The 19,707-nt window shown below is 63.8% G+C and carries 17 protein-coding genes; 12 read left to right on the top strand and 5 right to left on the bottom strand.

What is annotated here, in order from left to right:
- Positions 1-11 precede the first annotated feature (11 nt).
- From msuE to CHEJ32_RS27700, 3 genes are all read right to left on the bottom strand, one after another.
- Positions 12-584 (bottom strand): FMN reductase, encoded by a 573-nt coding sequence (gene msuE / locus CHEJ32_RS0110990; protein WP_028033931.1) that lies wholly within the window; start codon positions 582-584, stop codon positions 12-14.
- An 84-nt stretch (positions 585-668) separates the two neighbouring features.
- On the bottom strand, positions 669-2,039 hold the full coding sequence (locus CHEJ32_RS0110985) for an LLM class flavin-dependent oxidoreductase (protein ID WP_028033930.1): 1,371 nt from the start codon (positions 2,037-2,039) through the stop codon (positions 669-671).
- A 96-nt stretch (positions 2,040-2,135) separates the two neighbouring features.
- The gene (locus tag CHEJ32_RS27700; RefSeq protein ID WP_028033929.1) at positions 2,136-3,068 is read right to left on the bottom strand and encodes an AroM family protein; all 933 of its coding nucleotides are present in this window, start codon (positions 3,066-3,068) and stop codon (positions 2,136-2,138) included.
- 304 nt (positions 3,069-3,372) lie between these two features.
- Here CHEJ32_RS27700 and CHEJ32_RS24445 point away from each other — a divergent pair, with 304 nt between their 5' ends.
- The 7 genes from CHEJ32_RS24445 (at position 3,373) to CHEJ32_RS0110945 (ending at position 11,101) form a co-directional block, all read left to right on the top strand.
- Positions 3,373-4,995 carry an ABC transporter substrate-binding protein gene (locus tag CHEJ32_RS24445; protein WP_051469600.1) on the top strand — a complete coding sequence of 541 codons (1,623 nt, stop codon included), beginning with the start codon at positions 3,373-3,375 and terminating at the stop codon, positions 4,993-4,995.
- A gap of 110 nt (positions 4,996-5,105) precedes the next feature.
- Positions 5,106-6,116: an ABC transporter permease gene (locus CHEJ32_RS0110970; protein WP_028033928.1), complete on the top strand. Its 1,011-nt coding sequence runs from the start codon at positions 5,106-5,108 to the stop codon at positions 6,114-6,116.
- Positions 6,116-6,964, top strand: coding sequence for an ABC transporter permease (locus tag CHEJ32_RS0110965; RefSeq protein ID WP_028033927.1), 849 nt, complete (start codon positions 6,116-6,118; stop codon positions 6,962-6,964). Before CHEJ32_RS0110970 ends, CHEJ32_RS0110965 begins: the two co-directional genes overlap by 1 nt.
- Positions 6,965-6,966: 2 nt before the next feature.
- The gene (locus CHEJ32_RS0110960; RefSeq protein WP_028033926.1) at positions 6,967-7,932 is read left to right on the top strand and encodes an ABC transporter ATP-binding protein; all 966 of its coding nucleotides are present in this window, start codon (positions 6,967-6,969) and stop codon (positions 7,930-7,932) included.
- Positions 7,929-8,915: an ABC transporter ATP-binding protein gene (locus CHEJ32_RS24440; protein ID WP_084032765.1), complete on the top strand. Its 987-nt coding sequence runs from the start codon at positions 7,929-7,931 to the stop codon at positions 8,913-8,915. The genes CHEJ32_RS0110960 and CHEJ32_RS24440 overlap by 4 nt, the downstream gene beginning before the upstream one ends.
- Positions 8,912-9,730, top strand: a complete 819-nt coding sequence (locus CHEJ32_RS0110950; protein WP_028033925.1) for a creatininase family protein — start codon at positions 8,912-8,914, stop codon at positions 9,728-9,730. The genes CHEJ32_RS24440 and CHEJ32_RS0110950 overlap by 4 nt, the downstream gene beginning before the upstream one ends.
- Before the next feature lie 153 nt (positions 9,731-9,883).
- Complete coding sequence (locus CHEJ32_RS0110945; protein ID WP_028033924.1) at positions 9,884-11,101, top strand: ROK family transcriptional regulator; 1,218 nt, start codon at positions 9,884-9,886, stop codon at positions 11,099-11,101.
- 6 nt (positions 11,102-11,107) lie between these two features.
- Here CHEJ32_RS0110945 and CHEJ32_RS0110940 read toward each other — a convergent pair whose 3' ends face one another.
- Positions 11,108-12,034: an ROK family protein gene (locus tag CHEJ32_RS0110940; RefSeq protein ID WP_028033923.1), complete on the bottom strand. Its 927-nt coding sequence runs from the start codon at positions 12,032-12,034 to the stop codon at positions 11,108-11,110.
- A gap of 15 nt (positions 12,035-12,049) precedes the next feature.
- Positions 12,050-13,066, bottom strand: coding sequence for an SIS domain-containing protein (locus CHEJ32_RS0110935; RefSeq protein ID WP_028033922.1), 1,017 nt, complete (start codon positions 13,064-13,066; stop codon positions 12,050-12,052).
- A gap of 279 nt (positions 13,067-13,345) precedes the next feature.
- Between CHEJ32_RS0110935 and CHEJ32_RS0110930 the strand changes: the two genes are divergently transcribed.
- The 5 genes from CHEJ32_RS0110930 (at position 13,346) to CHEJ32_RS0110910 (ending at position 19,628) form a co-directional block, all read left to right on the top strand.
- Entirely contained in the window at positions 13,346-14,395 is a 1,050-nt protein-coding gene (locus CHEJ32_RS0110930) for an ABC transporter substrate-binding protein (RefSeq protein WP_028033921.1), read from the top strand.
- Between the two features lie 23 nt (positions 14,396-14,418).
- On the top strand, positions 14,419-15,531 hold the full coding sequence (locus CHEJ32_RS0110925) for an ABC transporter ATP-binding protein (protein WP_051469599.1): 1,113 nt from the start codon (positions 14,419-14,421) through the stop codon (positions 15,529-15,531).
- A 21-nt stretch (positions 15,532-15,552) separates the two neighbouring features.
- Complete coding sequence (locus CHEJ32_RS24435; RefSeq protein WP_051469598.1) at positions 15,553-16,431, top strand: ABC transporter permease; 879 nt, start codon at positions 15,553-15,555, stop codon at positions 16,429-16,431.
- Between the two features lie 11 nt (positions 16,432-16,442).
- Positions 16,443-17,228 carry an ABC transporter permease gene (locus CHEJ32_RS0110915; protein WP_034658205.1) on the top strand — a complete coding sequence of 262 codons (786 nt, stop codon included), beginning with the start codon at positions 16,443-16,445 and terminating at the stop codon, positions 17,226-17,228.
- A gap of 69 nt (positions 17,229-17,297) precedes the next feature.
- Positions 17,298-19,628, top strand: coding sequence for an FAD-dependent oxidoreductase (locus CHEJ32_RS0110910; RefSeq protein WP_028033918.1), 2,331 nt, complete (start codon positions 17,298-17,300; stop codon positions 19,626-19,628).
- Positions 19,629-19,707: the final 79 nt, after the last annotated feature.

Here is a 19,707-nt window from a genome sequence, read left to right as displayed (position 1 = left end):
CAGTTGCCGCCCTACGCCCAGCGCTTCTCAGCCGGGTCTGTCTCAAAGGGGATGCGATGCTTGATAAGGTTCGAGAGCTGCCGGCACGCCATCACGCATCTCTGCTTCGTCTGCTCGTCCATCAGTTCGCCGTCCTTGAAGTCCGTATCCGACGCATAGACGGCGAGCGGCACGCTGGAGGCGCCGAAAAACCCGAAGAGCGGCCGCATCTGATGCTCCACCATCAGCGCATGGCGCTGGCCGCCGCCTGTGGCGGCGATCAGGACCGGCCTTTCCATAAGGCTGTTGGGGTCGAGAAGGTCGATCAGGTGCTTGAAGAGGCCACCATAGGAGCCTTTATAGACCGGGCTGGCGACGACCAGCCCGTCGGCGGACTCGATATCCTGCAGTATCCGCTGGAGTTTCGGCGATGCATCCGAGCGGAAGAGGCAGGTGCCGAGATCCGGCATGAGATCGAGCACGTCGTAGACGGCGTTTGCGCCGCCGCATTGACGCGCCGTTTCGGCGACAAGGCTGGTTACGAGCGCCCGTGTCTTGGAAGGCCGGCGTATGTTTCCCGCCAGACCGATGATCTTTCTTGTCAAACCGCTTTTCCTTCAAACTCTTGGGAGACGCGTTTGGCGTGATGGAGAATCCATCACCCGAGGAGAATGCGTCGGGTCCCCGCCCTATTCTGCCGCATCGGGCTTTGCGTTTCGGCCATCGCGGGCGAGCGCGTGGCGCGTATGCGGCCACGACAAGCCCAGATGCTCACGCAGCGTGCTGCCTTCGTACTCCCTGCGGAAAAGACCCCGCCGCTGAAGTTCGGGAATGACGAGATCGACGAAATCGGAGAGGCTGCCCGGCAGCGCCTGCGGCATGATATTGAAGCCGTCGGCAGCTTCGGAGGTGAACCATTCCTCCATCTGGTCGGCGATCTCCTTCGCCGTGCCGATGACGAGATTGTGCCCGCGCGTCCCGGCGATCCGCGTATAGAGCTGGCGGATCGTCATGTTCTCTCGCGCGGCCGTGTCCTTCAGCACCTTCAGCCGGCCCTTGCCGGTGTTGTTGTCCGGCAGGTCCGGGAAGGGGCCGTCGACCGGATACCCGGAAAGGTCGTGGCCGGCCATGGACGACAGGAGGCCGAGGCCGACAACAGGATCGATGAGATCCTGCAGTTCCTGGAACTTCGCCTGCGCTTCTTCCCGCGTGCGGCCGACGACCGGGGAAAGGCCGGGCATGATCTTCAGATCGTCGGGCGAGCGGCCCACCTTCCGCACGCGCTCCTTCAGCTCTTTGTAAAAGGCGATTCCGTCGGAGAGAGCCGGCTGCGCGGTGAAGACCACGTCGGCGCACCAGGCGGCGAGATCCATGCCCGCTTCGGAGGAGCCCGCCTGCACGATGATGGGGCGGCCCTGCGGCGTGCGCGGCACGTTGAGCGGCCCGCGGACGGTGAACCGTTCGCCCTTATGGTTGAGCATATGGAGCTTTTGCGGGTCGAAGAAGCGCCCTCCCTCCTTGTCGAGGATCAGCGCGTCATCTTCCCAGCTGTCCCACAGGCCGATGACGATCTCGGCAAATTCGCGCGCCCGCGCATAGCGGTCGGCATGCGCCAGGTGGACGTCGAAGCCGAAATTGTAGGCCTCGGCCTCGTTGGCCGAGGTGACGAGATTCCAGCCCGCCCTGCCCCCGCTCAGATGGTCGAGGGAAGCATATTTCCGCGCCACGTTGTAAGGCTCGTTGAAGGTCGCAGTGGCCGTCGCCACCAGCCCGATCCGCTCCGTGACCGCCGCGAGCGCCGAAAGCAGCGTGATCGGCTCGAAATAGGCGGCGCGTGACGAGCGCCCGTCGGACTCAAGCTCCCGGTCCCAGATACCCGCATTGTCGGCGAGGAACATCATGTCGAACTTGCCGCGCTCGGCGATCTTCACCACCCGGATGTATTCCTGGAGGTCGATGCCGGCGTCCGCCTTCACGTCGGGATGACGCCAGGCGGCGATATGCTGGCCGGTCGCGGTCAGGAACGCCCCAAGCTTGATCTGTGCGCCCGCTTTCCTCATGACACCTCCCTGGGTGGACCTTTCGAAGCTGCCGAAGCGTAGATGAAAGCCACCTGCCGCAAAATACGTGCCGGCACGTAGGAGGCGAAGAACAAGCTAGCCCGGGTTCTCGATCATGGCGCGGCGGATGAGCTGCATCGCCGTCGTCGCGTTGTACTTGGCCATGGCGCGGGAACGGTGGATCTCGACAGTGCGGTGGCTGATGCCGAGCTGCTTGGCGATTTCCTTGTTGGAACGGCCTTCCAGCACGAGCGAAAGCACTTCCTGTTCGCGGCCGGTGAGCGGCTCTTCCGGCCGCGGCAGGCGCTTCACCAGGTCGAGCTCGCTCGCCTGTGCAAAGCCGTGATGGGCGGTGCTTCCCATCTCCATGAGCCGAAGGTGGAACGCCCCGGCGATGACGCGCCGGGCCGTGACCACCGGCTTGTGCGATTCGCGCGCCAGTTGCTGGGCCATCTCCTTCGTGTAGCCGACCGAATGCATAAGGATGAAATCGACGTCCTTGAGCAGGAGCGCGGTCTCGTCGATGCGGTTTGCCTCGCCGGAATAGGCCACGGTCTGGTAGTTCTGGATGAGGATGCCGTAGTCATGGAGCGTCACCGGATCGGAGGCCTGTTTCCGCAGGGGAAAAACGATGCCGAGCTGCGCCGTGCCGAGGATGAAGGAGGCAATCCACTCATCCACCGCCAACTGGCCGTGAATGAGCGGCGTGACTGTCTCGAACTTGCGGAAGATGCCGCTGGCGAGCAGCACGAGCAGATCGTGCCCCAGCCGGTCGACCTGCGCGATCACGATATCCAGCCGCCTGTGGATGAAATCCGATGAGACGACGACCTGTTCGCCGCCGGTAAGCCGCGTCACCAGTGGCGTGTCGCGCGGCGAACGCGGCGGCTCGATTTCATCCTCGGCAAGGCCGTCCAGCGCCCCGATTTCCGTGTAGTCGATTGGTTCGCGGATATGCTCCAGCACTTCCGAAATGAGCTCCGGACGCGGTGACTGGCCGAGCGTTATGAAGCAAACCCGCTTTTTCATACCAGGCAATCACACGACATCTTGGACCGGACGCTCCATTTAGCCTCTTTTGGCATCATTGTTTTCGGCCGAGTATAGACATTGCCTGGGCCCCGTCCATCGTGCCAACGAATGCCGGTTGTAAGTGCTGCCACGTATTCTTCGACCCGCACCGGCTTGATAAGTTTGCAGGATCGAGGCACGTGCCCTGGAGAACGGTCGCGCCCGACAAAGCCATAAAGGGCAGCCGGATGCGGTGCCTCTCGTTGAGGCGAGACTTGCTTCCGTTCATGCTGGCGATTTGAGCTTGAGAAGGGGAACAGGAATGTCAAATTTCACGCTTACGCGCAGACATCTTCTGGCGACCACCGCCTCGGCCGGCTTGGCGCTTGGCCTGGGACCGATCATGCCAGCCGCCGCGGCGGCGGAAAAGCGCACGCTGCGGCTTGCCGACGGCAATATCGGCCAAGCGGACCCGCATAAGCCCGTCGATTTTCCCGGCTCCATCCTCATGTTCAATCTCTACGACTTCCTCGTGCGGCCGCTGCCGCGCGGTGAGCTGGAACCCTCGGTCGCGCAATCGTGGGAGATCTCAGAGGACGGCAAGACCTATACCTTCACCATTCGCGACGGCATCAAATTCCACGACGGCTCGACGCTGACGGCGGAGGATGTCGTCTTCTCCGCCAACCGCATGATCACGATGAAACGCGGCTATGCATTCCTGTTCTCGGCAGTGGAATCGGTCGAGCAGGAGGGCAACAAGGCTGTCTTCAAGCTCAAGGAGCCGTTCTCGCCTTTCCTCGCCGCCCTGGTGCGCCTTGCCATCGTCAATAAGAAACTCGTCATGGCCAATCTGAAGGATGGCGAGTTCGGCGAATTCAAGGACTATGGCGGGGCGTTCCTGAGCAGCGCCGACGCCGGCAGCGGCCCCTACAGGATCGTCACGCACGACTCGCAGAGCGAGACCGTGATGGAGATTTATCCTGACTATTTCGCGGGCTTCGCTTCCAATCCGCCGGAGGTTATCCGCTCGAAATTCAGCGTCGAGGCGGTTGCCGTGCGGCAGCTCATGCCGCGCCGCGAGATCGACCTCACACGCCTTCCGCTGCCGCCCGAGATCGTGCTGGCGCTGTCGAAGTCCGAGGGAATATCCATCGGCCAGGACCGCAAGCCCAGCATCTTCCATTTCAAGATGAACACCCGCAAGGCGCCGCTGGACGACGTCAATGTCCGCAAGGCGATCGCGCTCGCCTTCGACTACGAGCAGCTCTACGGTCTTCTTCAGGTAGCCGGTCAGCAGCAGGGCATTCCGATCCGCGGCCCCATCCCGGCCGACGTGCCGGGCTACGACCCGGACGTACCTCTCTTGAAGCGCGACATCGAGGCCGCCAAGGCCGCCCTTGCGCAGTCCAAATATGCGGGACAGCAGCACGAGTTCGATCTCGTTTGGTTCAAGGGCATGGCGCTGCAGGAAAAGTTCGCGCTGCTTCTGCAGGCCAATTTGGCGGAGCTTGGTATCAAGGTGAACATCACCTCCGCTCCCTGGCCTCAGATCGTCGAGATGGCCACCAGCCCGGAGGCATCGCCCCACCTCGCCTGCGTGGCAACGTCGCTCTCTACCACGGATGTCGATTCCATGCTCTGGGGCGAGTATCACAGCTCGTCAGCCGGCACCTATCTTTCGATGCACTGGCTGCACATGCCGGAGATCGACGCCGCGCTCGAGAAGGGCCGCCAGATCACGGACGCGGCGGAACGGCATGAGCTCTACAAGGAGCTTGCCAAGACCATCGCGGACCAATACCCCTCGGTCTTCATGTATCAGGGAACGGATCTCGTCGCGTTCCAGAACTACCTGAAGGCGCCCGGCTTCGTCGATCCGGCCGCGTCGATCCCGATCATGGCCGGCAATTACCGGTACGACAAGATGACAATGGACGTTTAACGGGTACGGCGTGGGCGCGGCTTCTCCTGCCCACGCCGCCGCGAGTCCACCGATGGGCGGGCCGCCACCTGGAATGGAAGATTGGCCAGACAGTTGAGCATATGCATGGCATGACGAAATTCCTGCTCGGCCGGCTCGTGAGCGGCGTGATCGTCATAGTCGGCGTTTCGATCTTCATGTTCTTTCTAGCCCGCGTCATCCCCGGCGATCCTGCCCGGCTGGCGCTCGGTCCCGAGGCGAGCGCCGCGCAGGTCGAGGCCATGCGCCAGCAGATGGGCTTCCATGAACCTTACGTCGAGCAATATCTGCGCTTTGTCGGCGGCGCGGTGAATTTCGATTTCGGGCGTTCGCTCTATACGGACAATCCGGTCTCGCAGGACATTGCCGCCACCTTTCCGGCCACGCTGGAGCTGGTGATCTTCGCCGGCCTCGCCATGACGCTCATAGGCGGCGCCATGGGCATCGCCAGCGCCCACTTCAAGGACCGCTGGCCCGACAATTCGGCGCGCATCCTCTCGCTGCTCGCGGTCGCCATGCCCAATTTTGTGTGGGCGCTGTTCCTGATGCTGATCCTGTCCTTCTGGCTCGGCGTCCTGCCGCTTACCGGGCGGCTGTCCGAAAGCCTGGCCGCTCCCCCCGCCTTCACCGGCCTCTATACGGTCGACGCCCTCATCGCCGGCGAGTGGCAGGTATTCCTCGATGCGCTCGCGCATATCGTTCTGCCCGCCGTGGCGCTGTCCCTTCCCGGGCTCGCCCAGATATCGCGCCTGACCCGGACCAACATGGTGGACAGCTACGACCGGCCCTTCGTGGAGTTCGCCCGCGCCTACGGCTTTCCCGAGCGCTCCATCGCGCTCAAATGGGCGCTGCGCCCGGCCATCATCCCGACGCTGATGATTCTCGGCATGCAGATCGTCGCCCTGCTCGGCAACGCCTTCATCGTCGAGACGATCTTCCACTGGCCGGGCATGGCGAAATACGGCGTCAACGCCATCGTTCGCAAGGACCTCAACGCCATGGTGGCGGTCGTCATGTTCATTTCGGTCTTCTTCGTCCTGATCAACATGCTCATCGACACCCTTGTCTCCTTCATCGACCCGAAGATCAGGTTGAAGGCGTGATGCAGCCAAATCCGAAATGGCGCGCGTGGCGCCGCTTTGCCCGCAACCGCCTGTCGGTCCTCGGCATGGTGCTGATCCTCCTCGTCATCTTCAGCGCCGTCTTCGCGCCTTTCATCGCGCCTTACCCGGAGCATGCGGGCGTAGTGGTGAATTTCGCCGACGCCAACAAGCCGCCGAGCGCCCAATACTGGCTCGGCACCGACAGTGTGGGCAGGGACGTGCTGAGCCGCATCATCTTCGGCTTCCGCAATTCGCTGATTCTGGGCCTGGCTGTCGTCTCATTGGCGATCTCCGTCGGGACCATCGTCGGAATCACCGCCGTCTATCTCGGCGGCAAGGTGGAAATCGTGCTGATGCGCATCACCGACGTTTTCCTCGCCATTCCCTCGCTCGTTCTCGCTATGGCCATCCTCGGCATTGCAAGGCCCTCGCAGATGCTCGCCATGATCGCCATGGCCGTCGCCTGGTGGCCGTGGCATGCGCGGCTCGTCTACGGCATCGTCCGCTCGCTCAAGCACGAGGGGTTCGTCACCGCCGCGGAAGTCGTCGGCGCCTCGCGCATAAGGGTCATGTTCGGCGAGCTTCTGCCCAATTGCGCGCCCAACCTGCTCACCAAGGCGAGCCTCGACATGGGCTTCGTCATTCTGCTCGGCGCGAGCCTGAGCTTCCTCGGCATGGGGGCTCCGCCGCCCACGCCGGACCTCGGCACGATGGTCTCGGAAGGGTCCCAGTATCTCCCGGACATTTGGTGGCTCTCGGTGACGGCGGGGCTTGCGATCTTCATCGTCGTCCTCGGCTTCAATCTCGTCGCCGACGGCTTGCGCGACCTCTTCGATATTGTTGGGTAGGCATGCACGAACTTCTTCACATCAGCAACCTAAACCTGACCTTCGAGACCCATGACGGGCCAGTCCATGTGTTGCATGGCGTCGATCTTTCGGTGGGCGCGGGCGAGCGCGTGGCGTTGGTGGGGGAATCGGGTAGCGGCAAGTCCGTGACGGCACGTGCGATCATGGGGCTCCTGCCCGACCGGCGCGTGCGAATCGCGGGCCGCATCGGCTTCGAGGGCGCCGATATCCTGCGCGAGCCCCCTGCCCGCACCAAGGCGCGGCGCGGCCGCGACATCACCATGATTTTCCAGGACCCGATGGCCGCCCTCAACCCGGTTTTCAAGATAAGACAGCAATTTACGGCGGTGCTGGATCGTGTCGACCGGCGCCTGACGGGGCAGGAGGCGGAGGAGCACATGCGCGCCGCGCTGCGCGACGTCTCGATCGTCGACCCCGGGCGCGTGCTCGACAGCTACAGCTTTCAACTGAGCGGCGGCCTCAATCAGCGCGTCATGATCGCGATGGCCCTGGCGAGCCGGCCGAAGCTGCTCATCGCCGACGAGCCGGGCACCGCGCTCGATGTCACGGTGCAGCAGCAGACCCTGAACATCATGGGCAACCTGTCGCAAGCCTACGGCACGGCGATCTTGTTCATCTCCCACAATCTCGGCGTCGTTCGCAAATTCGCCGACCGCGTCTGCGTAATGTATGCGGGGCGGATCGTCGAGAGCGCGCCGACGGATGCGCTTTTCGCCGATCCGCGCCATCCCTATACACGCGCCCTGCTCGCCTCGGTGCCGCGGCTTTCCTCGGACCGGTTGCCGGAGCCGATCGAAGGCTCGGTGCCGGACCTCAGCAAGCTTGCCGAAGGCTGCCCCTTCCGTCCGAGATGCCAGCTCTCTCGGCCCGAATGCGACGCTCCGGTGCCGATGCGGCGGGATGCCGGCCGCAGCGTCGCCTGCATCCACGAGGCGAGCGCGGCATGACCGAGCCGCTGCTTGAGATACGCGGAGCCGCGAAGACCTTTCACGTCGGCAGCGCCGAAGTGAAGGCTCTGAAGGGCGTCGATCTCTCAGTCGGCAAGGGCGAGACGGTCGCCATCGTCGGCGAATCCGGATCGGGCAAGACAACGCTCGCCAATCTCGTCCTCGGCATCGAAAAGCCGTCCGCCGGCGAGATCGTCCTGGCGGGCAGGCCATTATCAGGCCGGCGCTCGAAGGCGGACCGCCGGCAGATCGGCCTCGTGCAGCAGAACCCTTATTCCACGCTCAACCCACGCAAATCCATCGGCCAGGCGATCGGATTGCCGCTCTCGGTCCACAATCTCTGCCGCCGCTCCGAACGGCGCCGGCGGATCGGCGAACTTCTGGAGAAGGTGGGCCTACATCCCGACCTGCAGGACCGTCGGCCGCTTGCGCTTTCGGGCGGGCAACGGCAGCGTGTGGCCATCGCCCGCGCTCTCGCCACGGATCCGGAGCTGTTGGTGCTCGACGAGCCCACCTCCTCGCTCGACGTCTCCGTGCAGGCGCATATCCTGCGGCTTCTGAAGGAGCTGCAGGAGGAGCTCGGCCTCACCTATCTCTTCATCACCCACGATCTCAGCGTCGTGCGCGTGCTCGCCAGCCGGGTGATCGTGATGTATCGCGGCCTCGTGGTGGAAGAAGGCGCCGTGGCGGAGGTGTTTTCGCAGCCGCGCCACCGCTATACCCAGCAGCTCCTGGCCTCCATCCCCACCATTTCGGCGGAGGACGACCGCCTGAAGCCCGACTGGCCGTGGGAGGCCGACGTGGACAGCATGGAAATCGTGGAGGCCGGCTGCCCGTTCCGCCCGCGCTGCCCGTTCGCGCTTCCCGCCTGCGCCGACGGGACACCGGTCCTGGCTGGTCCCGCGCATCACCTCCACGCCTGCCTAAACCCAAACGGCGCCAAAACACGCAAATCGAGCCTGGAGCTAATGGCCGGCCAATGAAGAAGCATCTGCTAAAAGATATGAGTTTCGTGGAATTCCGCGAGCGCATGGCGGAGGATCCGGTCATTCTCATTCCCCTCGGCAGCCAGGAGGAACAGGGGCCGCACGCGCCCATGGGCGACTTCATGCTGTCGGAGCGCCTTGCGGCCGCGGTCGCCGAACGCTCCGGAGCGATTGCCGCCCCCACCATTCCCTTCGGCTATGCCGATGTCTTCCGCGGCATGGCCGGCGGCATCCAGCTCCGGCCATCGACCTTCTGCGCGCTCCTCGAGGACACGATCAGCGCCTTCCTTGACCATGGCCTGCGGCGCATCGTTCTGTTCAACGGCCATACGGGCAATGCCGGCCTGATCGACCAGACCGTGCGCGAACTGAAGATCCGCACCGGCCTGATCGTGCCCTCCATCAACATCTGGAAGGCCATACCGCACGAGCTCTGGACGCGGCTGCACGGCGATCTTGCCGAGCGCGCCGGCGGCCACGGCGCCGACCCGATCACCTCGGTCTACTGGCATTATTTTCCCGAGCTGATGCGGCCCGATCTTCAACAGACGAGCGAAGCCATGAAAGCGTTCGGCCAGGAGACGGTCGGCCTGTCGGCGATATCCTTCCAGGAGTGCGAGGTGGCCGTTCCGCTCGATGCTCTGGATGTCAATCCGCACGGCCTGATTGGCGGCAACTCGCGGCTGTCCAATGCCGAGATCGGAGCGGCCTTTGCAGAGCACATCATCTCCTTCGCCGCGGATTTCATAAAATATTTCCGCAGCTGCGATCCTGCCGATCTTCGTTCTGCCCCCAGCGTTTTGCCCGACTGAGGGCGTCAGCCGCCCGCACTCCCTCCTAACAGGATTTCCCGACGCAGCGAAAGTAGCGCTGCCTGGATGGCCGTGCATCCGAGTCGGGCGGCGTGTGTTGAGCGTCCTTCGTTCGGACTATGCTCCAGGCGATGGATTTAGTATCAGAGCGTAATGAATGTATTCGGAACCAATGTCGATCACGGCCAGCGCTTCAACCGGCGCCTCGTGCTCGATATCATTCGGCTCCACGGTCCCCTGTCTCGGGCGGAGATCGCCCGGCGGACGGGTCTTGCACCACAGACGATCTCGAACATCGTCGACATGCTGCTCGATTCAGGTCTTGTGATGGCCCAGGGGCGGCGGACGGGTGGCCGGGGCCAGCCGCCTGTCGATCTCGTGATCAACCCGGAAGGCGGCTTCACGGTCGGCGTTTCCTTCGACCATCGTGATCTCGTAGCAGTGATCGTCGATCTTTCCGGGCGGATCAAAGGGCAGATGCAGGCCAAATTGAGCTCGGCTCCGCCGGAGGTCGTGCTGCCGACGATCGAGGCTACCGTGCGTAGCCTGATCTTCGCGAGCCGGATCAGCAGCGACCGGGTTTGGGGCGTGGGCGTGGTGACACCTTCGGTGTTCGTGAACGGCACCCTCGTCCCCCTAGGCCCAACAGTGGTTTCGGCATGGGAGAATTTTCCGTTGCGGCAGCGGCTGGAGTCGCGCCTGGAACTTGCTGTCCATGTGGACAATGACGCAACGGCGGCGGCCGTCGGCGAGAAGCTTTATGGCGTCGGCCGCAGCCTCAGCGACTTCTTCTACATCTTCATCGGCGCGGGCATCGGCTCCGGCATCATCGCTGGGGGCCGTCCAATGCGTGGCGGCCATGGCAATGCCGGCGAAATCGGCCATGTGGTAACGACCACCGGCGGCCGCCCCTGCTCCTGCGGCAATCAGGGCTGCCTTGAGCGCTATGTTGCGCTCACATCGGCCCAGAGCGCCATTACCGGACGACCGGAGGGAAGCGAGGAGGTCGACGTTCCGCTGCTGCTGCAGGCGCTCGAACGCGGCGACCCGAAGCTCAAGGCCTGGCTCCAGGAGGCGGCGAGCCAGCTGCGCACGGCGATCGTAACTGTCGAAAACCTGCTCGACCCACAGGCTGTCGTGATCGGGGGCAGCGTTCCCGAACCGCTGCTCAATGCGCTCATCGAGCTCACCATGCCGCTTCCACGGACACTCACCAGCAGGCACGGCGAGCAGCAGCCGCGCCTGATCAAGGCGCAATCCGGCTTCGAAGCTCCAGCTCTCGGCGCCGCCGCGCTCGCAGCATTCGAGAACATCGCCCCGGATTTCTCGATCCTCTTCAAACGCGACCAGTTGACGGGCACGAACGCGTGACGATGTTCAGCGCTGGGCGGTAGCCGCTGCTCGATTGAACCCGGCAGCGTGCGCCGCGGCCCCAATCATCCCGGCGCGATTGCCGAAATCAGCGCGGCAGACCACCAGCCCCTCGAGAAGCAGCGGCCATGTGAAGACGGGCAGGTGCCGCCGCACGGGCTCGAGCAGCATTTCGCCCGCGGCTGATACGCCGCCGCCAATGATACACGCCTCAAGATTCACCGCATTTGCGATAAGACCGATCGCCTGGGCGAGCCGCAGCGCGACCGCGTCGACGGCGCGGCGGGCAATCTCGTCCTCCGGCAACCGCTCGAACAAGCTTCGCACGTGGTGGATATGACGATCCCCTCCGAGGGCGCGGTAGATACGGATGAACGATGGAGCGGCGGCGAAGGATTCCAGCGTTCCGGGCAGGCCACGCCCATTCCTAGGACCGTCCTTGTCGAGCACCATCGCACCGAACTCAGGCGGCTCACCGTTAGGGCCGAGCTTCGGGCGTCCATCCACCACAACGCAGCCGCCGATCCCCGTACCGATCGTGATCACAGCGAAGGTTTTGCGGCCTCTGCCGGCGCCGAATTGCAGTTCCGCCATCGCCGCCGCGACGCCGTCGTTCATCACCGTGACCGGAAGATCGAGGCGCTCGCGCAGGGAGGTGACGATCCCGCGCCCGGCAAACAGCGGGATGTTCCCGCCGCCATCGCGCAAAGATCCGGTCCGCGGATCGGGAAAACCTGGCATGGCAAGCCCTACGGCCAACGGCCGGCCGGATTCACCGGCGATCTCCTTGATCGCAGCGCAAACCGCATGGCAGAGCATTTCGTAATCGGGGAGGCTCTTCATGACGACCGCGCGCTCGGCAAGAACGTGGTCGCGGCCGTCCGTTGCGCCGATCTTGATGGAACTGCCGCCGATATCGATGCCGATGAACACGGAATGCTCCCGAACCTAGTTGAGCTTGATCGCAAGCGCCCTGGAAAGGTCGGGATAGCGCATCGTGTCCGGCGACATGCCGCGCCTTGTCGCGAGCTCAAAGGCGAGCCATTGCGCCGGGGCGATCGCGTAGACCGGCTGCAGATCGGCCGGACAAGTGATGATCCCTTCCGGCCAGTCGAACGGTGAAGGCTCCCGCCCTAGATTGACGAGCAGGGCGCGCACGCCGCGCTCCCGCATCACCTCGGCCGCGTGGCGCGCTGTCCGCCCCTCCGCCTCGCCTGCGACAATGAAGATCGCGAGGCTCAGGGGTCCCAACCCATGCAACCGGCCGTGCAATGTTTCCTCTATAGGAAAGGCAGCCGTCGGGAGCCCGGCCACTTCTGCGACCTTCAGCGATGATTCGAGCGCTGTCGCGTAATGAGCGCCGCTGCCCGCAAAAAGCAGGAAATCGAGGCCATCCGCCTCCTCCGCGAGCCTTGCCGCAGCGTTCCGGGAGCGCGCCAGGAATTCCCGGTAATCCTCCGGCCGGAACGCCTGCATGGCGGCGCGGCGCGGTGAAAGCCCCAGCAAGGCAGCGACTGAGCCCGCATAGCCCTTGGTTTTCGGCCCGATGGTCTCGCCCGCCGCGGGGATGAAAAGCGTGGGAAGGCTGAGACGGGCAATGGGACTCTCCCTTTCTGCCGTTAGAACCAACACGTCGAGCCCGCTTTCTGCGGCGCGTCGCGCAGCCACCACGCTTGTCGCACTGGTCCCGATTTGGGAGAGCACGATCGCTGCACTACCCTCCGGCAGCCCGCGGGACAGTCGCTCGATGAACTCGGTGGGGCCGATCACATGGGGCATAGTCGATGCGCTCTCGAAACGGCCTTGCACGGCCAGCAACGCGTGGCGGGAGCTGCCGGAACCCACCAGGAAGAGATGCACCGCCGAACGTTCCTTCCAGGGCGGCCGGCAATCAAGGCCCGCCTGCAATGCCTCCGAGACCACCTGCGGCTGCTCGGCAATGAAGGCTTCCATTTTGGTCGGCATCGCCATTCCTATAAACTTATCTGATGGAATTAATCTTTCGCGCGTTGCGCTCGCCATCCGGCGCCTATGGCTGGAACGATGATATTTCAACGCATAAGAGCCAGATTATTCATTTCCAGACCGCCATTCTCTTGCAAGACGACATATCCCATGATTTAATCCATTGACAAGAATTAAATCGCAGGCCGGACGGCACGGACGGCAGCGATCATCGAGCGCTTGGGCTCGGCGTTCGACACGAGCTCTCCCCGTGCGCTTGAGCTTCATAGGAGGGGAATCATGAAGCACCTTCTCGCAACCGCCGCATTGACCAGCATTCTGGCGCTTGCTTCCTTCGGCTCCTGGGCGCAGGGCGAGCCGCCCAAGCCGGAATATCTTGTCGTCAACCATTCCGGTGGCGTGGAGGGCGAAATCCTTCGCAAGGCCTTCTTCAACACCTTCGAGGATGAAACCGGCATCAAGATCCGCGACGTGAACCAGGAAGGGTTCGGCAAGCTGCAGGCGATGATCGAAACCGGCAATATCGAATATGACGTGACGAGCTTCGGCATCTACGATGCGCTGCGGGCCTGCGAACTCGGCTTTCTGGAGCCGATCGCCCCCGAGATCGTCGACCGAACCGATTTCGTCGACCACGCCAAGCTGCCCTGCGTCTTCTCCTATACAGTGGCGACCACCGCCAAGGCCTATCTCGAAGAAACCTTTCCCAATGGCGGGCCCAAGACCTGGGCAGATTTCTGGGACGTGGAAAAATTCCCTGGGCCGCGCGGCATGCTGAACGAGCCTTTCGACAATCTGGAATTCGCACTTATGGCGGACGGAGTGTCTCCCGACCAGCTATACCCCCTCGACCTCGACCGCGCCTTCCGCAAGCTCGACGAGATCTATCCGAATGTCGGCGTATGGTGGAGCTCTGGCGCGCAATCGGCGCAGATCCTGATCGACAAGGAGGTTGCGGTCTCGACCGGTTGGAACGGCCGCTTCTATGCAGCGATCCAGAAGGGGGCACCGCTCAAGATCGAGTTCACGCAGGCCATGATCAACGGCGGCGCGTGGGGCATTCCCAAAGGAGCCAATAACGCGTATTGGGCCCAGCATCTGCTTGCCGTGATGGCGAGGCCGCAGAACCAAGCGATCATGTCCGAGGCCTTCGGTTACTCGGGAACGAACAAGAAGTCGATCGACCATGTGCGCGACGACATCAAGCCGCTCCTGCCGGGCCATCCGAACAATTCCGCCACCCTCGTGCAGACCAATCTCGAATGGTGGCGCGACCACAGCGAGGAAGTCGTCGAGCGCTGGAATGCCTGGATGCTGAGCAAGCAATAATAACGGAGAGGGGCGGAGCCGGCATGACCGTAGCTATCGAAGGCCTCGCTGCCAGCAGTGCGCGTGACACATCCTTGCGCATTCTGGACGTCTCCAAGAGCTTTGGCTCCGCCTTGGTTCTCGAGGATATCTCGCTCGACGTCGCGTCTGGCGAGTTCCTCACCATCCTCGGCGCGAGCGGCTCAGGCAAGACGACGCTTCTCAAGATCATCGCCGGCTTCGAGGATGTCGACCGGGGCCGCGTGCTCGTGAGCGGGGTGGATATAACCGATCTGGCGCCCGCCCGGCGCAACATCGGCATGGTTTTCCAGAACTATGCACTGTTTCCGCATATGACGGTGGCCGAGAACATCGCGTTTCCCCTGGAAATGCGAAAGCGCGGGCGGGACGAGATCAGCCAGCGTGTCGCCGAGGTGCTGCGGCTGGTGGAGCTCGAGGAATTTTCCACGAGGCGCCCAAGGCAGCTTTCGGGCGGTCAGCAGCAACGCGTGGCTCTCGCCCGCGCCATCGTCTTCAATCCCGATATCCTGCTCCTAGACGAGCCGTTCGGCGCTCTCGACCGAAAGCTGCGCGAGACCATGCAGCTCGAAGTGCGCCGCCTGCAGCAGAAGCTGAAGCTCACCACGATCTTCATCACCCATGATCAGGAGGAGGCGCTGATCATGTCCGACCGCATCGCCGTGTTCGGCAAGGGCACGGTGGAGCAGGTGGGCACGCCGCGGGAGATCTACGATCGGCCAACGAACGCCGCCGTCGCCGATTTCATCGGAGAATCCAACCTTCTAGACTGCCGTATCGAGACGAGCGGCAGCCGGCATTGGCTGAAGCTACCCTTTGACCACGCCATTCCGGTCGACGGAGGAAAGGCTGGTGGGGAATTCGGGCCGGGCGCCGTGAAGGTCTTGATCCGCCCGGAAAACCTGCGCCTCGTTGCGCCCGGAGAGGCTGGGACGCCCGCCGGGCGGGTGGACGAGATCGTCTATCTCGGCATGTCCACCAAATACCGAATCGTGCTGCCCGATGGCACATCGCTCCTTGCACGCGCGAGCGACCGGTCCCGCGCCTGGGACCGCGGCGAGACGGTGGGCATCGAGATTTCCATCGACGATTGCCGCCTCGTGCCGGTTCGCGGCTGAACTCAGGGAAAGGCGGGCGAGGTGGCAAGCGAGATTTCCGGTGCCGCAGGGACCTTCGTGGGGAATGCCCGCCGCTTCCGCCCGCGCCGCTTCGCCGGCCTGCTGCTCGCCGCTCCCGCGATCGCCTATCTCGCGCTCTTCTTCGTCCTGCCGATGGCAGAGGTGATCGGCCGCAGCCTCGCCGGCTCTCCCCTCACCTCCTACGAGAAGGTGCTGACGAACGGACTCTACCGCGGCGTCTTCATCCAGTCGGCCTCGATCGCCCTGCAGGTCACGGTAATCGACCTTATCATCGCCTACCCGCTCGCCTTCTACGTCACGACACTATCGCGGCGGGCGCGGCTCGTGGCGTTCTTCTTCATACTCCTCCCCTTCTGGTCGAGCCAACTCGTCAGGACCTATGCCTGGACGATCATTCTCGGCCGCAACGGCCTCATCAATCAGCTCGTGCTCGCGCTGGGCCTCGTCGAGGAGCCGCTTACCCTGCTCAACACGCGCTTTGCCGTACTCCTCGGCTCAGCGCATGTGATGCTGCCTTTCATGGTGCTGCCGCTCTATGCGAGCATGGCCAAGATAGACGGTGACCTTCTCAAGGCCGCCTCCCTCTTCGGCGCCAATGGCTGGAACATCTTCCGGCGGGTGCACTTGCCGCTCTGCCGCAGCGGCATCGCGGCGGGCGCCACGCTCGTCTTCATCCTCACGCTTGGTTCCTTTACCACGGCCGCCGTGCTGGGCGGCGGACGCGTGATGATGATCGCGCTCCTGATCGAGCAGCAGGTGCGCACCGTGGTGAACTGGACGATGGCGAGCGCACTCGCAACCGTGCTACTCGCCGTTACGATCATGCTCTACTGGGCCTGCGACCGCGTGCTGCGCGGACGCGCCGTGGACGAAAGCTGAAGGAGGCCTATATGCGCCGCCGCTTCTCCCCCGGCCGGATCGCCCTGACGCTCTGGGCCTATGCCAGCTTCTTCTTCCTGGTGGCGCCGATGCTCGTCATCGTGCCGCTCTCCTTCACCGACGCCAATTATCTTACCTTTCCGTCGCCCGGCTATTCGTTCAGGTGGTACGAGAAATTCTTCACCGACGGCGCCTGGATCGATGCGACGTTGCTCAGCCTCCGCATCGGGCTGATGGCGACCGCCGCCTCCCTCTTCCTCGGAACGGCTCTCGCCCTGGCGATCGTGCGCGAGAAGGTGCCGGGCGCGGCGCTCATGCAAAAAGCCTTCACCGCCCCGATGATCGTGCCCGTCATCGTCTATTCCGTAGGGATATACTATCTGTTCGCCGGCTGGCGCTTCACCGGCAACGCGACTGCGATCGCGGCCGCCCACACCATCCTCGCGCTCCCCTATGTGGTGATCATCGTCACGGCGGGTCTGCGCGAATTCGACAGCACGCAGGAACTCGCCGCCTACGGCCTCGGCGCGGGGCGATGGGCGACGATCACCCGCATCGTACTGCCGCAGATAGCGCCCAGCATGCTCTCAGCCGCGCTCTTCGCCTTCATCACATCATTCGACGATCTCGTCGTGGCGCTCTTCCTTTCAGGCTTCCAGCCGACCCTGCCGCAGAAAATGTTCGAGAACATCAAGATCGACGTGGATCCCACAATCTCCGCGGTCTCCGTCCTGCAGATCGCGTTTATCGTGCTGATCGGCATCATGGTGCTGTTTTGGAACAGGCGCGTGCCTTAGCCCCTTGCCCTCGGTTGCAAGGGCCGATATTTAAATCTATTCAGTGGATTAATTTTGGAGCAGAGAGCCATGAAGGACACGGCGCGGGTTGTGGTTATCGGCGGCGGCGTGATCGGGTGCAGCGTACTTTACTACCTCACCCGCATGGGCTGGACCGATGTGGTTCTCCTGGAGAAAAACGAGCTCACGGCCGGGGCCACTTGGCATGCGGCCGCGAACACACTGCTTTCGGACGATTCGCCAGCGCTCAACCGCATCAACATGCTGAGCCAGAAGCTCTATCGCGCGTTCGAGCAGGAAGAAGACGAGTCCGTGGGCTTTCATAAGGCGGGCTGCCTCAGGGTCGCCCGCACACCGCAGATGCTGGAGAGGCTGAAGGCCAAGCAGCGGATCGCCCATTATACCGGCATCGATTACGAGATCCTCGGCCGCGAGGGGCTCGGCGAGAGGAATCCGCTTCTCAACCTCGACAAATATATCGGCGCCTCCTGGGCACCTGATGAAGGCTACATGGACCCGAGCCTCGCCACGCACGCGTTCGCGCGGGCCGCCCGCGCAAGGGGGGCGCAGATCTTTCGCCATACTAAGGTCGAGAGCCTAGCACAGCGGCCGAGCGGGGAATGGCTGCTCATCACCGACAAGGGCGAGATCGCCGCCGAGCACGTGATCATCTGCACGGGAATGTGGGCGCCGGAGCTTACCCGCTCTTTCGGCTACGAGTTGCCGATGGTAACCATCGAGCGGCAATATCTCGTGATGGAGGACCTGCCGGAGGAGTACCAGAACCTTGGCTTCGAGATTCCGCTCACCCACGATTTCGCGGCACCCTTCTACGTCCGGCAGTTCGGGCGGGGGCTGGTCGTCGGCGTCCATGACCAGCATACGGTCTATTGCTTCGAGAACGGCATTCCGCCCACCTTCGGCCAGGAGCTATTTCCGATCGACCTCGACCGCGTGTCGATCAGCCTCAACGAGGCGCTGTCGAGCGTGCCGGTGCTGGAGCGGATGGGCGTGCGCAGCGAGGTTTGCGGCCCGACGAGCCGTACGCCGGACTTGAATGGCATGCTGGGCCCCCTCGCCGGCTTCCGCAATCTCCACGTGGCCGTTGCCTGGGCGAGCGGCATCACCCAGGGCGCGGCCATCGGCTTCCTCGCCGCGGAATGGATCGTCGAGGGGGAGCCCAGCCTCGACACGTCCCCCATCGACGTGAGCCGCTTCGGGCCCTATGCCAACAAGCGCTATGTGCGCGCGGTTCTGGAGAAAGGCCACAATTTCGGCACGACCGACACCAACACGGCGGCCGAGCGCCAGGCGGGCCGCCCGGGCCGCGTCGGGCCGCTCTACCATGCCCACAAGGCGAAAGGCGCCCACTTCGGCGTGCGCCTTGGCTGGGAGGTACCGCTATGGTTTCCGGACAACGCCGACGCCGGTGCGGAGGGCGACGCGCAGGAATGGAGCGCGATCGCCAATGAGGCGCGCCGGCTGCTTGGCGGCGTGGGGCTTTGCGACCTCACGGGGTCAGCAAAATTTGAGGTCGCGGGTCCGGGCGCAGCCGCGTGGCTTGAGCGGCTCTCCAGCGGCGGGTTGCCGGAAACCGGCGCCGCTGCGACAGCAGCTTTCCTCAACCATCGCGGCGCCATCGCGGCGGTGGTCACGATCGGCCGGATCGCCAGGGACTCGTTCTTCCTGACCGCGCCGGGCCGAATGGAGCGGCGCTGCCATGCCTGGCTGAGCCAGGCGCTTCCCCCCGGCGGCTCGGTTGAGCTGCGAAACGTGTCCGCCTCCAGCGCCGCCCTGCTCGTGGCGGGTGCAAAGGCTCTTGAACTTGCCGCCACCCTTTCCGGAAGCGACTTCTCCACACCCGACCGCATCGTCGAGACGGAGGTTGCCTTCACGGCAGCGCGCGTGCTTGTGCGTGAAACCTACGGCTTCCCGATGCTCGAAGTCCACATGCCGGCCGAATATTTGGTCGGCATCCACGAGCGCTTTCATGCATTCGGTCGTGAACTCGACGTGTTCGATTTCGGCCTTGCCGCACTCGATGTTCACCGCCTGCAAGCGGGTCTGCCCGAATGGGGCACGGATTTTGGACCGGCATCCCTGCCGGAAGAGGCGGGCCTCGCGCCCCGTGCCTCGGGGCAAGCGGCGAACGAGCTCATCGCAGCGCCGGAGGAACTCGGATTCTTCTGCGGCGCGCCGGGCTCGGTATCGGCCCGGGCGGGGGATTTCCTCTACAGCGGCGGCCGACCGGTGGCTATTGTCCGCAGCACCGGCCCAAACCTTTCGGACGGCCGCCCAATGGCATTTGCCTCCGTGCTGAAAAGCGCGCCCGCGTCGGGACAAGGCTTCGCCTGGGTGACACGAGCTGGCACGATAACTGCCGAGCGAATGGTGATTTAAGCTGGTTCGAGACGGCCCGGACGCCTATACGGAGGTGGCGGCGACGTGGACCCTGCCACGTTTATGCCCGGCAAACATC

Origin of the sequence: Chelativorans sp. J32 (genome assembly GCF_000518985.1) — a bacterium.
GTDB lineage: Bacteria > Pseudomonadota > Alphaproteobacteria > Rhizobiales > Rhizobiaceae > Chelativorans.
Note: the sequence above shows the minus strand (reverse complement) of the source record. Positions and strands in the feature narration are given on the sequence as shown.

Bases quoted from the DNA above. Each gene is read 5' to 3' on its own strand.
- CHEJ32_RS0110960 (WP_028033926.1), top strand. From the start codon at position 6,967: ATGCACGAACTTCTTCACATCAGCAACCTAAACCTGACCTTCGAGACC.
- CHEJ32_RS0110935 (WP_028033922.1), bottom strand. From the start codon at position 13,066: ATGCCGACCAAAATGGAAGCCTTCATTGCCGAGCAGCCGCAGGTGGTC.
- CHEJ32_RS27700 (WP_028033929.1), bottom strand. From the start codon at position 3,068: ATGAAAAAGCGGGTTTGCTTCATAACGCTCGGCCAGTCACCGCGTCCG.
- CHEJ32_RS0110985 (WP_028033930.1), bottom strand. From the start codon at position 2,039: ATGAGGAAAGCGGGCGCACAGATCAAGCTTGGGGCGTTCCTGACCGCG.
- CHEJ32_RS0110930 (WP_028033921.1), top strand. From the start codon at position 13,346: ATGAAGCACCTTCTCGCAACCGCCGCATTGACCAGCATTCTGGCGCTT.
- CHEJ32_RS0110910 (WP_028033918.1), top strand. From the start codon at position 17,298: ATGAAGGACACGGCGCGGGTTGTGGTTATCGGCGGCGGCGTGATCGGG.
- CHEJ32_RS0110915 (WP_034658205.1), top strand. From the start codon at position 16,443: ATGCGCCGCCGCTTCTCCCCCGGCCGGATCGCCCTGACGCTCTGGGCC.
- CHEJ32_RS0110965 (WP_028033927.1), top strand. From the start codon at position 6,116: ATGCAGCCAAATCCGAAATGGCGCGCGTGGCGCCGCTTTGCCCGCAAC.
- CHEJ32_RS24445 (WP_051469600.1), top strand. From the start codon at position 3,373: ATGTCAAATTTCACGCTTACGCGCAGACATCTTCTGGCGACCACCGCC.
- CHEJ32_RS0110945 (WP_028033924.1), top strand. From the start codon at position 9,884: ATGAATGTATTCGGAACCAATGTCGATCACGGCCAGCGCTTCAACCGG.
- CHEJ32_RS24440 (WP_084032765.1), top strand. From the start codon at position 7,929: ATGACCGAGCCGCTGCTTGAGATACGCGGAGCCGCGAAGACCTTTCAC.
- CHEJ32_RS0110970 (WP_028033928.1), top strand. From the start codon at position 5,106: ATGACGAAATTCCTGCTCGGCCGGCTCGTGAGCGGCGTGATCGTCATA.
- CHEJ32_RS0110950 (WP_028033925.1), top strand. From the start codon at position 8,912: ATGAAGAAGCATCTGCTAAAAGATATGAGTTTCGTGGAATTCCGCGAG.
- CHEJ32_RS0110925 (WP_051469599.1), top strand. From the start codon at position 14,419: ATGACCGTAGCTATCGAAGGCCTCGCTGCCAGCAGTGCGCGTGACACA.